Annotated in this window: 11 protein-coding genes; 4 read left to right on the top strand and 7 right to left on the bottom strand. The window is 66.3% G+C overall.

All coding sequences use genetic code 11. The features are described 5' to 3' along the window. Nucleotides 1–152: 152 nt before the first annotated feature. Nucleotides 153–920, bottom strand: coding sequence for a DUF6065 family protein (locus FFY45_RS17495; RefSeq protein ID WP_176341393.1), 768 nt, complete (start codon nucleotides 918–920; stop codon nucleotides 153–155). A 99-nt stretch (nucleotides 921–1,019) separates the two neighbouring features. On the opposite strand from FFY45_RS17495, the gene tldD reads away from it, so the two are divergent. Then, a complete protein-coding gene (gene tldD, locus FFY45_RS17490) occupies nucleotides 1,020–2,465 on the top strand; it encodes a metalloprotease TldD (RefSeq protein WP_176341392.1) in 1,446 nt (481 codons plus the stop codon). Nucleotides 2,466–2,547: 82 nt separating this feature from the next. On the opposite strand, the gene yjgA is transcribed toward tldD, so the two are convergent. Next, nucleotides 2,548–3,150: a ribosome biogenesis factor YjgA gene (yjgA, locus tag FFY45_RS17485; RefSeq protein ID WP_176341391.1), complete on the bottom strand. Its 603-nt coding sequence runs from the start codon at nucleotides 3,148–3,150 to the stop codon at nucleotides 2,548–2,550. A 145-nt stretch (nucleotides 3,151–3,295) separates the two neighbouring features. On the opposite strand from yjgA, the gene pmbA reads away from it, so the two are divergent. Then, entirely contained in the window at nucleotides 3,296–4,663 is a 1,368-nt protein-coding gene (gene pmbA / locus FFY45_RS17480) for a metalloprotease PmbA (RefSeq protein WP_176341390.1), read from the top strand. Between the two features lie 67 nt (nucleotides 4,664–4,730). Then, nucleotides 4,731–5,195, top strand: coding sequence for a DUF4870 domain-containing protein (locus tag FFY45_RS17475; RefSeq protein ID WP_176341389.1), 465 nt, complete (start codon nucleotides 4,731–4,733; stop codon nucleotides 5,193–5,195). Between the two features lie 70 nt (nucleotides 5,196–5,265). Here FFY45_RS17475 and FFY45_RS17470 read toward each other — a convergent pair whose 3' ends face one another. The 5 genes from FFY45_RS17470 to FFY45_RS17450 form a co-directional block, all read right to left on the bottom strand. Further along, nucleotides 5,266–6,363 carry a M35 family metallo-endopeptidase gene (locus tag FFY45_RS17470; protein ID WP_176341388.1) on the bottom strand — a complete coding sequence of 366 codons (1,098 nt, stop codon included), beginning with the start codon at nucleotides 6,361–6,363 and terminating at the stop codon, nucleotides 5,266–5,268. A 432-nt stretch (nucleotides 6,364–6,795) separates the two neighbouring features. Then, on the bottom strand, nucleotides 6,796–7,671 hold the full coding sequence (locus FFY45_RS17465; RefSeq protein WP_176341387.1) for a farnesyl diphosphate synthase: 876 nt from the start codon (nucleotides 7,669–7,671) through the stop codon (nucleotides 6,796–6,798). A 1-nt stretch (nucleotide 7,672) separates the two neighbouring features. Continuing rightward, nucleotides 7,673–7,936, bottom strand: a complete 264-nt coding sequence (locus FFY45_RS17460) for an exodeoxyribonuclease VII small subunit (RefSeq protein ID WP_176341386.1) — start codon at nucleotides 7,934–7,936, stop codon at nucleotides 7,673–7,675. Between the two features lie 31 nt (nucleotides 7,937–7,967). After that, nucleotides 7,968–9,263, bottom strand: a complete 1,296-nt coding sequence (gene tilS / locus FFY45_RS17455; RefSeq protein ID WP_176341385.1) for a tRNA lysidine(34) synthetase TilS — start codon at nucleotides 9,261–9,263, stop codon at nucleotides 7,968–7,970. A 91-nt stretch (nucleotides 9,264–9,354) separates the two neighbouring features. Further along, complete coding sequence (locus tag FFY45_RS17450) at nucleotides 9,355–11,061, bottom strand: alkaline phosphatase (RefSeq protein ID WP_176341384.1); 1,707 nt, start codon at nucleotides 11,059–11,061, stop codon at nucleotides 9,355–9,357. A gap of 141 nt (nucleotides 11,062–11,202) precedes the next feature. Here FFY45_RS17450 and FFY45_RS17445 point away from each other — a divergent pair, with 141 nt between their 5' ends. After that, nucleotides 11,203–12,543, top strand: coding sequence for a dicarboxylate/amino acid:cation symporter (locus tag FFY45_RS17445; protein ID WP_176341383.1), 1,341 nt, complete (start codon nucleotides 11,203–11,205; stop codon nucleotides 12,541–12,543). The last annotated feature ends 9 nt before the right edge of the window (nucleotides 12,544–12,552 follow it).

The raw sequence follows: 12,552 nt of genomic DNA, 5'->3' as shown, positions 1-12,552 counted from the left end.
ATTAGTCAAATGCGCCTAGCGCACGCAATGCATCGGGCCAGTCCGCACACCGTCGCGCTGAGGCGTTGAAGCGTCCGCCGGGCAAATCGAATACACCTAGCGCCTTCCAGCAAGCTCTGCACGTGGCGAGCCGCGCCCATACGCTGACGTGCTCAGTCTGCTGGCGTCTCGTTACCTACCTCGTCTTCGCTGGCAGCACGCGCGAACATCGGCAGGCGCAGACGCGAACGGTGGCCCGGCGCCGGCGCTTGATCTGCGCCAGCCACGCCACGGAAATAGCCGCGCTGCCATTTCTCGCGTGCGGCGGCCGATTGCGCATCCGGCAGTTCATCCAGAAATCGCGTGCGGCTGTGGGTCCAGTCGGCGTGCTGCCGCGCCAGTTCCGGCGCCTCGGACAGCGGCTGCCACTGCGGTTGCACTTGCTCGATCAGCCGGCGTGGCAGCGGAAACAGATGGCAGAACGGCTCGCCGGCGTCGAAGCGCACCCGCCCGGGCCGGGTGAACTTCCAGTTCATGGTGAAGGTGTACGGGCTCCAGTCGGTTTCCACCATGCCGCTCAACGCGCCGATGCCGTCCTTGGGCCGGTTCAACGGCCCGGTGACGAACAGATCGATGCCTTCTTCGGTGCGGAACAGGCAGGGCACGTGGAAGGTCAGCACGCCATAGCCGAAGTGGCTGATCGCCGGCGATGCGCTGCCGGCATCGGCAACGATCTGGATGGCGTCCAGGCCATCGCCGCCGTTCCAGCTGGCCGCGAAACCGGCCTGGCACAGCAGCTCCCAGCCATGCGCATTGGCGATCGCCAGCGGCAGGCAGCGGTAGGCATAGCGCTGGTCGGTGGCGTCCATCCAGTCGCGCTCATGCGGGGCGGGGCGGATGTCCAGCGTGTGGCCATCCAGGACGTGGGCAGTGAGCTTCATGCGCGGGCGTCGGCAGGGCAGCGGGCCTGCGATGATAGCCGCGCCGCACGTTCAGCCGAACGACTTGTCTCCCCGGCGTGCGGGCCCCATCCTGATCGCATGACCGATAACGCTCTCACTCTGGCCGAAACCCGGCTGCTGCTTCCTTCCGGCCTGGACACCGGCCATCTCGACCGCACCTTCGGCGCCCTGTTGGGCCCGGGCATCGACTTCGGCGACCTGTATTTCCAGCATTCGCGACGCGAGAGCTGGAGCGTGGAAGACGGCATCGTCAAGGACGGTGCACATTCCATCGAACAAGGCGTGGGCGTGCGTGCGATTTCCGGCGAAAAGACCGGCTTTGCCTACTCCGACGACATCCAGCGCGAGGCGCTGCTGGAAGCGGCGCAGTCGGCGCGCGCGATCTCGCGCGACGGCGGTGCGCAATCCACCCGCGCGCTGGTGCGCGGCAGTGGTCGTGCGCTGTACCCGGCCACCGACCCGATCGACGACATGGACAGCGCGACCAAGGTCGAGTTGCTGCGCCGCATCGACCAGTACGTGCGCGCCGCCGATCCGCGCGTCAAACAGGTGATGGTGAGCCTGTCCGGCGGTGTGGACACGGTGCTGATCGCGCGCAGCGACGGCGTGCTGGCCGCCGATGTGCGCCCGTTGGTGCGCATGAATGTGCAGGTGATCGTCGAACACGGCGGGCGCCGCGAATCCGGCTATTCCGGCGGCGGCGGGCGTTACGGCTATGCCGAGCTGTTCGCCGACGGCCGCCCGGAGGGCTTCGCGCGCGAAGCGCTGCGCCAGGCCCTGGTCAATCTGGATGCGATTCCGGCTCCGGCCGGCGTGATGCAGGTCGTGCTCGGCCCGGGCTGGCCCGGCGTGCTGCTGCATGAGGCGGTCGGGCATGGCCTGGAAGGCGACTTCAATCGCAAGGGCACCAGCGTCTACGCCGGCCGCATCGGCGAGCGCGTGGCCTCGCCGGGTGTGACCATCGTCGATGACGGCACCCTGGACGGCCGTCGCGGCTCGCTCAATATCGACGACGAAGGCACGCCCACCCAGTGCACCACGCTGATCGAAGACGGCGTGCTGGTCGGCTACATGCAGGACACCCATAACGCGCGCCTGATGGGCGTGGCACCGACCGGCAACGGCCGCCGCGAGTCGTTTGCGCACCTGACCATGCCGCGCATGACCAACACCTACATGCGCGCCGGGCAGCACGATCCGCAGGAGATGATCCGCTCGGTCAAGAAGGGCATCTATGCGGTCAACTTCGGCGGCGGCCAGGTCGACATCACCAGCGGCAAGTACGTGTTCTCGGCCACCGAGGCCTACCTGATCGAAGACGGCAAGGTCACCGCGCCGGTCAAGGGCGCCACGCTGATCGGCAACGGCCCGGAGACCATGCAGAAGGTGCGGATGATCGGCAATGACCTGGCGCTGGACGAAGGCGTGGGCGTGTGCGGCAAGGACGGGCAGAGCGTGCCGGTCGGCGTCGGCCAGCCCTCGCTGCTGATCGACGGCATCACCGTTGGCGGAACGCAGGCCTGAGATGCGGGGATTCGGGAATGGGGATTCGGGAATCGCAACAGCGGGGGCGGCGAGGCGTGATGCGTCCCGCCTGGGTCGTTCCTCAGTCCTCGGTCCGCGTTTCTTCGCTGTTGGCGTCGTCGCTGTCGTCGAGATCGATGTGGTCGCCGGCATCCACTTCTTCGCCCGCCTGCGTGGACAACTCGCGCAGCACCTGAAACAGCTCGCGGTAGGCGCGCGGCGGCTTGTTCTTGGCCCGCTCGCTGATGGCGTTGCGCACCAGCTGGCGCAGTTGCTGGCGGTCGGCGGCCGGGTAGGCTTCCAGCAATTCGGCCAGGGCCACGTCGCTCTCGGCCAGCAGCCGCTCGCGCCAACGCTCGACGCGGTGGATCGCGGCCACTTCGCGGCGCGCGGTGTCGCTATTGGCATCCAGCGCGTCGCGCAGCGCGTTCAGCGTGGTGTCGTCCTCGCGGCGCATGTGCTTGGCCAGAAACGCCAGCTGCCGCTTGTGCGCGATATGCGAGGTGATGCGCTTGCTCTCTTCGATATGCGGAATCAGCGATTCGGGCACCGGCAACTTGGCCAGCTGCGCCGGGGTGAGCGCAACCAGCTTTTCGCCCAGGTCGAAAATTTCCAGCGCCTCGCGCCGTTGCTGGCTGCGGCTGGCGCCGCGAAATTCACCGGTGTCTTCGTCGCGTCCGCGCATTGCCACTACATCCCGAAACTTGGTTGATAAAAACTCCGGCCTTGAACGGCCGGGCGCCGGCGGAACACTCCGCACTGAATTCAGACACTCCGGCCAACGATGGCCGAGCTTTTGCGGAAGGATCCGCGTTCCTAAGGATAAAGCATTGAACGCACTCTCCTCCGAAACACGTGTCCACGACGACAGCCTGCAGCGTCTTGACGCGCTCACCGACATCTCGCAGCGCCTGCTCGAGCGCGCCCGTGCGGCCGGCGCCACCCAGGCCGAAGTGAGCTGCAGCGAAGAGCGCGGCCTGGACGTCAACGTGCGGCTGGGTGACGTGGAAACGGTGGAATCCACCCGCGACCGCGGTATCGCGGTCACCGTCTACTTCGGCAAGCGCAAGGGCAGCGCCAGCACCGCCGACCTGCAGGATTCCAGCCTGGAATCCACCGTGGCCCAGGCCTGCGCGATCGCCCGCTATACAGAAGACGACGTGGCCGCCGGCCTGGCCGATCCGGAACTGATGGCGCGCGAGTTCCCCGAACTGGACAGCTGGCACCCGTGGGCGCTGGACGCCGACACCGCAGTGGACCTGGCGCTGGCCTGCGAAACCGCCGGGCGCGATGCCGATGCCCGGATCAGCAATTCCGATGGCGCCTCGGCCAGCACCGGGCTCAGCCTGTCGGTGTATGCCAACTCGCATGGCTTCATCGGCCGCGAGCGCGGCACCCATCATTCGATCAGCTGCGCGCTGATCGCCGGGCAGGGCGACGGCATGCAGCGCGATGGCTGGTACAGCAGCGCGCTGGCACGCGAAGACCTGGAAGCGCCCGAGGCGATCGGCCGCCATGCTGCCGAGCGCACCCTGGCGCGGCTGCAACCGCGTTCACTGCCGACCGGCCAGCTGCCGGTGCTGTTTGCGCCGGAAGTGGCGCGCTCGCTGGTCGGCCATCTGCTTGGCGCGGCCTCCGGTGGCGCGCTGTATCGGCGTGCCAGCTTCCTGCTCGACAGTGTCGGTACCAAGCTGTTCCCGGACTGGTTCAACATCGAGGAGTTGCCGCATCTGCGTCGAGGGCTGCGCTCGGCCGCCTTCGATGGTGAGGGCGTGGCGACGCGGCGTTCGGCGCTGATCACCGACGGCGTGCTGCAGCGGTATGTGCTCGGCAGCTATTCGGCACGCAAGCTGGGCCTGCAGACCACCGCCAACGCCGGCGGCGTGCACAACTTGCAGGTCACTGCGAATGCGGGCGATCTGGCCTCGATGATGTCCGGCATGTCGCGCGGTCTGCTGGTCACCGAACTGATGGGCAACGGGGTCAATCCAGTGACCGGCGATTACTCGCGCGGCGCCGGTGGTTTCTGGATCGAGAACGGCGTGATCGCCTATCCGGTCGATGGCCTGACCATCGCCGGCAACCTGCGCGAGATGTTCGCCGGCATCGAGGCGGTCGGCAACGATGTGGATCCGCGTTCGCACGTCAAGATCGGTGCGGTGCTGCTCAACCGCATGACGGTGGCAGGCGACAGCTGAGCGTGCCGATCGCGACGACTGTGCTCACCGCTCCCGGCGACTGCCGAGGAGCATCGCGAACGAGACCATGTCTTCCCGCACTGGTGGCTGGCTGACGGGTTGCTATAGTCCGCCGCACCACAACCATGCATGGGGAGACATGATGAGCGACTTCGAGTCACACGCTGCACCGCCGCCACCGCCGATCGGCACCAGCTCGCCGTCGGAGGAGCGCACCCTGGCGCTTGCCGCGCATCTGCTCGGCATCCTCACGTCCTTCATCGGCGCGCTGGTGATCTGGCTGATCAGCAAGGACGCCAGCCCGTCCAAGCCATTCGCCACCGATCAGGCCAAGGAAGCGCTGAACTTCCAGATCACCGTGATCATCGCCTATGTGGCTGCGGTGATCCTGACCATCGTGTCGTTCGGCATTCTGTTCTTCGTGCCGACGTTGGTGTGGATCGGCAATCTGGTGTTGTGCATCCTGGCCGCAGTCAAGGCCAACAACGGCGAGCATTACCGTTATCCGTTCACGCTGCGCCTGATCAAGTAATCCGGCACGGTGCGAATGACAAAGGCCCGGCAGCGATGCCGGGCCTTTGTCGTTTCAAACGACTGCTGGATCAGTTCTGCGCCGGGGTGTTTTCGGCGAAGTACTCGTGGCTGTCGGCATTGGTGATCGCCTGGGCCGGGTTGCTGATCGCCAGGCTACGCGCGCCGGACTGGCCATAGACGCGGTCCTGGGTGCCGGCCACCACGGTGAAGTGGCTGGTCTCGTGCACCAGCGTGCCGGCCTTGGAGTCGGTACCGGTTGTCGAGGCACTCCAGAACGCGTTGCACACATGGATCTCGTACGGCTGGTTCGGATAGACGTAGGCGAAGGCGTCCGCCAGATCCGCTTCGCAGCTGCAGTTGATCGTCAGCTGGCCGTTGTTCTGGTCCAGCGCGTTGTCGATGTTGACGAAGTTCGAGCTGACCCGGCTGTAGCGCGATGCATTGTAGGCGCCGAACCAGGTGGTGTAACGCGCGCCGGTGCTGCCGCCGTTGAGGTAGGTGCGCGCGTTCTGCGAGTAATTACGCGCGGCAGTGACGGCACTGGCGGCCTGGTTGGTGCGGGTGGTGCTGCAGTTGAGATAGTTGATGCCGTTGACCACGGCGGTCGGGCCGACTGCGAGCTGGCGTTGCACGCCGCGCCGTGCGCCGTCCAGCCAGACGGTGAGCGGGGTGCTGGTGGCCACGGCCGGCTCGCCGTTGGCCGCCTTCATCAGGCTGCCATCGGACAGTGAGGCGTATTGCAGCGACGAGCGGACCTGGATGGTGTAGTTGCCGCTGGTGGACAGATCGTAGGCGCCCGCCAGATCGACCTCGCCCTGCACGCTCTGGCCGGGCTTGAGGATGGTGAAGTCGGAAGCCTTGGGCAGGCCGCGCTTGACCAGGCGCCCGGTGTAGTTCACCGGCGTACCATCGCGGCTGACGTCCAGAATGCCGTTATCCAGTGACTTCAGCGGCAGCTGATAGGTCGGCACGCGCGCGATCTGGCTGCCGTTGTTGGTAACGGTGACGGCGATCTTGCCTTGGTGCCGCCCAGCCTGATCGGCGACCGGCGCTAGTTCGATGGTCAACGGAACCGGGCCGCGCACGGACTGCGCCTGCGCCGATCCGAGCACGCCGACAACGGCCAACGTGCCTGCTGCAAACGATGCGAGAAAAACATTCTTCACCAGCAACTCTCCATGTGATCGGGGGATGTCCGCTGAACGCGGGCAGACCAACCTAGGCAGGGCGAGCGGGCACGACAAGACAATCGATTCGTGCTGTTTTTGGCCTACTGATGGCGCTGGAATGGCAAATATGGACAGCGATGGCGACAATTTGGCTCCAAGGTGTGCGTCCATCCACATTTTTAACGCGCACCGCATAAATTCCCTTGTGAAAATCTATGAAAAGAGAATTTACGTTTTGTGACGCACAACCCCGGTTATTCGAGGACGCTCCACGTCTCCACCGTGCGCTGGCGCACGGTGTGCGCAGAAGGTGGCGCTATCGCAGGATTGATACATGCATCGCTGCCGCTGGCGAGTGACCACGCAGCGACGTCCGCGTTTGATTGGGTGGGCCGGTTGTATGGCTGTGCGGTCGTTTTGAGCGTCGCGCTAGTGCGCGCGGTCCACCGCAAACCGGCCCAGCGTCGCCAGCGTTTCGCCGGGCTGGCCGTAGGGCTGCAGGATGTCGTGCATGCGCGTGGCCAGCTCTGCCAGCTTGGCCTTGGCGCCGTCCATCCCGAGCAGGGCGGGATAGGTGGATTTGGATTGCGCAGCGTCCTTGCCGGCGGTCTTGCCCAGCTGCGCCGAGCTCGATTCCACATCCAGAATGTCGTCGCGCACCTGGAACGCCAGGCCCAGCGCATCGGCAAAGGCGTCCAGGCGCTGCTGGTCGGCATGCGCGGCGCCACCGGTCAACGCGCCCATGCGCACCGCCGCGCGGATCAGCGCGCCGGTCTTGAGTGCGTGCATGCGTTCCAGGTCGCTCAGCGATTGCAGCTGGCCGGTGGCATCGATATCCAGCGCCTGGCCTCCACACATGCCGGCAGCGCCGGCAGCGCCGGCCAGGCTCTGCAACCAGCCGACCCGCAGGTCGGCACTCACCGATGCCGCAGCCAATAGTTCGAACGCGCGCGTCTGCAGCGCATCGCCGGCCAGAATCGCCGTGGCTTCATCGAAGGCGATATGTACGGTGGGCTGGCCGCGGCGCAGCGCGTCGTCGTCCATCGCCGGCAGATCGTCGTGCACCAGCGAATAGGCATGGATCAGCTCCACCGCCACGGCAGGGGTGTCCAGGCTGTCTTCGTCGGCGTCGAACAGCGCGCCGGTCGCATACACCAGCAACGGACGCATGCGCTTTCCGCCGCCCAGTACCGCGTGCCGCATGGCGGCGTGCAGGCGCTGCGGGGCAAGCGCTTGGCTTGGCAGGCATGCCCCCAGGCTGCGTTCGGTACGGGCGATCCAGTGATCGAACAACGCCGAACTCACCTCAGCCGCCGTCCGACGACGGCGGTTCGAAGGTTTCGGCCAGATCGGGGCGGGCGGGGTCGGTCAGCATGCGGACGCGCAGTTCGGCGTGTTCCAGTGCCTGTTGGCAATCGCGGTACAAGCCGATGCCGCGCTCATAGGCCAGGAGCGATTGCTCCAGGCTCTGGTCGCCGACTTCCATCTTCTGCACCAGTTGCTCGAGTTCTTCCAGCGACTGTTCGAAGCGGGCAACCGGGGATGTTTCGTTCAAGGACTTCTTGGCCATCGGTAAAGTGTGCGGCGCGCGCGCAGGCGGGTCAATTCGCAGCTGTGTTGCTGTGCCATCGCAACGCTGCGTTATTGGCCTGCAGCCAGTCGTTCAATGCGGCGGAGATGATGCGATCGCCGGCTGCGAGTACCTGGTCGCCGTCCCACAGGATCGGCAGGCGTTCGCGTTCCCAGGGCGGTAGATCCAGTTCCTGCAGCAGGTGCTTGAGGCGATGCGAGTGCGCACGTTGCGGCAACACGATGCGCTCGCCACCGTGGCGTGTGCGCACCAGCAGGGGTTGCGCGAAGCGCAGGCCGGGGGCGCCGTGTAACTGCAACTGCGCGCCATCGGGCAGCTGCAGCGCCGCCTGGCCATCCCAGTGCGTCTGCCACTGCGGCGGGCATGCGGTGTGTGGGCGAAGTAAATACAGACACTGGCGCCAGCGACGCACTTCGACCTGTTGCCAGGCAAAGCGCGCTTGCCGGTCCGGTGCGTGGTTGTCGATTTCCTGTTCCAGCGCGGTGATGCCATGTGCGGGCAGCGGCGGGGCGTGTGCCGCACTCACCCAGGCGCGTAGCAGGCGCGGCCGACGTGGCGCGGGCTGTGCACGCAACCGTTGCAGATCCAGCGCGCCGGTTGCGGTCAGCATGGTGGGCAGCAGCGCGGTGTCCTCTTGCAGCAGCAACGCGCTGGCATCGGCGCTCAGGTGCGCACTGCGCGCCAACGCCTCGGCGGCCTGTGGCCAGCGTTGCTGCAGCAGAGGCATGAGCTGGGTGCGCAGGAAGTTGCGGTCGTACCGTGTGTCGGCATTGCTGGGGTCTTCGATCCATTCCAGCCCATGTGCCTGCGCATAGGCCAGCAAGTCGGTGCGTGCATGGTGCAGCAGTGGACGCCACAGCATGCCGCCTGCGAATGGACGCTGCGCGCGCATGGCAGCCAAGCCGTCCGGGCCGGAAGCGCGCAGTGCGCGTAGCAGGAAGGTTTCGGCCTGGTCATCGCGATGGTGCGCCAGCGCTAGCCATTCGCCGGGCGTGAGTGTTTCGGCAAACGCGGCGTGGCGTGCATGGCGTGCGGCCGCTTCCAGACCCAGGCCACTGTCGCGCGCGACCTGCACGCGCGCGATCTGCAAGGGAATCTGCAATGCATCGCATTGGCGCTGGCAATGCGCAGCCCATGCATCGGCATCGGCGTGCAAGCCGTGATGCACGTGCACCGCGCGCAAGCCGATGTTGCGATAGCGCGGCGCGGCTGCCAGCAGCTGCAGCAACACGCTCGAATCCATGCCGCCGCTGTAGGCGACAAGGATCGGGCCCGGCGGCGTCGCGGGGAGCGCCAGGGCAGTCATCTGTGCATGCCGATCAAGACAGCGCTGCGGCACGGTGCGACCGGTAGCGGATTGCCACCGCCTGCCAATCGCAACGGCGCAACACTGCACATCAACGCTTGGTCGCAGTCTCGAACACCGCCGATGCCGGCAACTCCACCGGCACGCCGGCGCTGTCGCAGGTGCCGGCCTTGCACAGGCGCTCGCGCAGGCGCGGGGTGGCTTGCACGATGACGTGGTAGATCACGTTCTCTTCCAGCGTGCCGCGAAACGCCGCACTGCCCGGGCCGGTTGCCCAGATGCCGACGTCTTCGCCGCCATGGCTTTCGGATTTGGTCGGCACCAGCGATTCCTGCATGTAGCTGGGCGCTTCGGTGTCGACGTGGGTCAGATCCGGGCGTCCGGAAGCAGGCTCGCTGCTGCTGGGTTCGTGCGGGTACTTCTTCGGTCCGGCCGGTTGCGCGTTGCTGGCGCCGGTGTGGCCGGGGCCGTTGGCGTAGCTCAGTGTGGTGTAGGGCTGGCCGGCCAGGTCGGTGGCCAGCTGGGTGCGGTCGCCTTCTTCGCCGCCGGTGCCGCGCACTTTGCCCAGGATCGGGTTGCCGCGCACCGGGTAGCCGACGAAGTTGAGCGTATGCGAGTGGTCGGCGGTGACGATGATCAGCGTGTCCGGTGGCGCGGTCTGCACGGCGGTGCGCACCGCATCGGACAGCGACACGGTTTCGTCGAGCGCGCGGTAGGCGTTGCCGGCATGGTTGGCGTGATCGATACGGCCGCCTTCGACCATCAGCACGAAGCCGTTCGGATCGCGCGACAGCGACTGGATCGCGGTGCGAGTCATCTCGGTCAGGCTGGGCTCGCCTTGCGGGGTGCGATTGCGGTCGTGGTCGAACTGCATGTGATCCGGCTCGAACAGGCCCAGCAGCGCAGGCGCGCCGGCCGCCGCCTTCAATTGCTGTTCGTTCCAGACATAGGCGCCTTGCGGATGCGCCTGTTTCCACTCGGCGACCAGATTGCGGCCGTCCAGGCGCAGGCCGACCTTGTCGTCGTATTCCGGATCGCGCTCCTGCACGGTCTGGAACTGGCTGCGTCCGCCGCCCAGCACCACCTGCGGTCCGCGTCCGAAGCGCGCGGTGGACAGCAGTTGCTGAGCGATGTCCTGGCAGCCTGCAGTGCGCGCGGACTCGGGCAGGTCGGTGTCGTTCTCCCAGTTGCGGTCCGGCGAATGCGCGTAGGTGGCCGCCGGGGTGGCGTGGGTGAGGCGGGTTGTGGTGACGATGCCGGTCGCCATGCCGGCGCTGTCGGCCAGTTGCAGCCAGCTCAGCAGCCCCTTGCCCAGGCTATCGGCGCAGTCGCTGCGGTTGCCGCTGCTGACGCCGATCGCGCCCATATGCGATTTCACCCCTGTGGTGATGGCGGTCATGGTGCCGGCCGAATCGGGCGTCTGCGAATCGGTGTTGTAGGTCTTGCTGAAGGCGGTGGCCGGAAATTGCTCCCACGACAGCAGATTCTCTTCGCCCGGCCCGCCCTTGCGCTGGCCATCCAGAATGCGCGCGGCAGCCACCGTGGTCAGGCTCATGCCATCGCCCAGGAACAGGATCACGTTGCGCGCACGCCCGGCCATCGCGCCATTGCCGGCTGCGCGCGCGGCGCCCGAGCGGTACCACCATTGCGGTGTCTCGCCGGCGGGATGCGTCACCTGCGGCACCTCCACGCGCACGGCGGCAGGCGCGGACGCACTGGTGCCGGTGGTGGAAGCGCAGGCGGCGACACACAAGGTGGTCAGGGCGGCAAGGGCAGGCAGGCGGTAACGCATCGGCATCGAACTCGTGGCTGAATCAGCACACATTATGCCGGGATGCATCCGTCACACCGATGACACACCGCTGTTCCAGTCGTGGTCTCGCGGCCAGCGCGGGCCTGAGCTATCGTGCATGCACTCTCCCCCCGGATGATTCGACGCATGACATTGGTCTCGGCCTGGTTGCGCATTCCGTTCTGGCAACGCGTGGTGGCTGGCTTCGTGCTGGGTGCGATCGCCGGAGCGGCCATGGGCCCTGCGGCCGATGTGTGGTTCGGCCCACTCGGCGATCTGTACGTCACCCTGATCAAGATGATCGCGATCCCGCTGGTGTTCTTCGCGGTGATCAATGCGATCTCGTCGCTGCACGGGCAAAAATCCGTCGCCGCACTCGGCGGGCGTACCTTTCTGTGGTTCGTCATCACCGCTGCGCTGGCGGTGGGCGTGGGTCTGGCAGTGGGCACGCTCATGCAGCCCGGCGCCGGCCATTTCAGCCTGAGCGTGGATTCGGCCTGGAAACCGCGCGATGTGCCCAGCCCGATCAAGGTGCTGCTGGACGTGGTGCCCTCCAACCCGTTCTACGCGTTGACCGGCATCGGCACCAAGACCAACGCGGCCGGCGAAACGGTCCTGGCGGCCGGGCGCGGATCGATCCTGCCGGTGATCTTCTTCGCCGCGCTGCTGGGCTTTGCGATGGTCAAGCTTGGCGAGCGCGTGGCCGAGGCGCGCAAGCTCACCGCGCAACTGAGCGACATCATGATCCAGGTCACCCGCTTCGTGCTGGAGATGACCCCGCTCGGCACCTTCGGCCTGATCGCCGGTCTGGTGGGCAGCTACGGCTTTGCGAAGCTGTTGCCGTTCGGCAACTTCGTGCTGGCGTTGTATGTGGCCTGCGCGATCCACATCGTGGTGGTCTACAGCAGCCTGTTGTTGTTGCATGGATTGAATCCGTGGAAGTTCTTCCGTGGTGCAGCGCCGGGCATGCAGGTGGCATTCGTCAGTTCGTCCAGTTTTGCCGCGATGCCGGTGGCGATGCGCTCGATCACGCATAACCTGGGCGTCAGCAAGGATTACGCCGCATTCGCGGTGCCGCTGGGTGCCAGCATCAAGATGGATGGCTGCGGCGCGATTTTTCCGGCCTTGTGCGCGGTGTTCATTGCGCAATACACCGGCGTGCCACTGACTGCCAATCAGTATTTCGTGGTGTTGATCGCTTCTGTACTCGGCAGCTTCGGCACGGCCGGCGTGCCGGGCACTGCGGTGATCATGGCCACCGTGGTGCTCAGTGCGGCCAACCTGCCGCTGGAAGTCATCGGCTATCTGTATGCGATCGACCGCATCCTCGACATGATGCGCACCATGACCAACGTGACCGGGCAGATGCTGGTACCGGTGCTGGTGGCCAAGGAAACCGGTTTGTTGGACAAGGCGGTCTACGAGTCGGCATCGACCAATGTGGGGCTGGAAGATCCGCTGACCGATCGCGCCAGCTCGCGGCGCTGACCGCGACCG

Origin of the sequence: Xanthomonas hortorum, assembly GCF_011305375.1 — a bacterium.
GTDB classification, from domain to species: Bacteria; Pseudomonadota; Gammaproteobacteria; order Xanthomonadales; family Xanthomonadaceae; genus Xanthomonas; species Xanthomonas hortorum_E.
This window is presented reverse-complemented; position numbering and strand designations above follow the sequence as displayed.

Coding starts and splice junctions, on each gene's coding strand:
- FFY45_RS17460 (WP_176341386.1), bottom strand. CDS start 7,936: ATGGCCAAGAAGTCCTTGAACGAAACATCCCCGGTTGCCCGCTTCGAA.
- yjgA (WP_176341391.1), bottom strand. CDS start 3,150: ATGCGCGGACGCGACGAAGACACCGGTGAATTTCGCGGCGCCAGCCGC.
- FFY45_RS17475 (WP_176341389.1), top strand. CDS start 4,731: ATGTCTTCCCGCACTGGTGGCTGGCTGACGGGTTGCTATAGTCCGCCG.
- FFY45_RS17495 (WP_176341393.1), bottom strand. CDS start 920: ATGAAGCTCACTGCCCACGTCCTGGATGGCCACACGCTGGACATCCGC.
- tldD (WP_176341392.1), top strand. CDS start 1,020: ATGACCGATAACGCTCTCACTCTGGCCGAAACCCGGCTGCTGCTTCCT.
- tilS (WP_176341385.1), bottom strand. CDS start 9,263: ATGACTGCCCTGGCGCTCCCCGCGACGCCGCCGGGCCCGATCCTTGTC.
- FFY45_RS17445 (WP_176341383.1), top strand. CDS start 11,203: ATGACATTGGTCTCGGCCTGGTTGCGCATTCCGTTCTGGCAACGCGTG.
- FFY45_RS17450 (WP_176341384.1), bottom strand. CDS start 11,061: ATGCCGATGCGTTACCGCCTGCCTGCCCTTGCCGCCCTGACCACCTTG.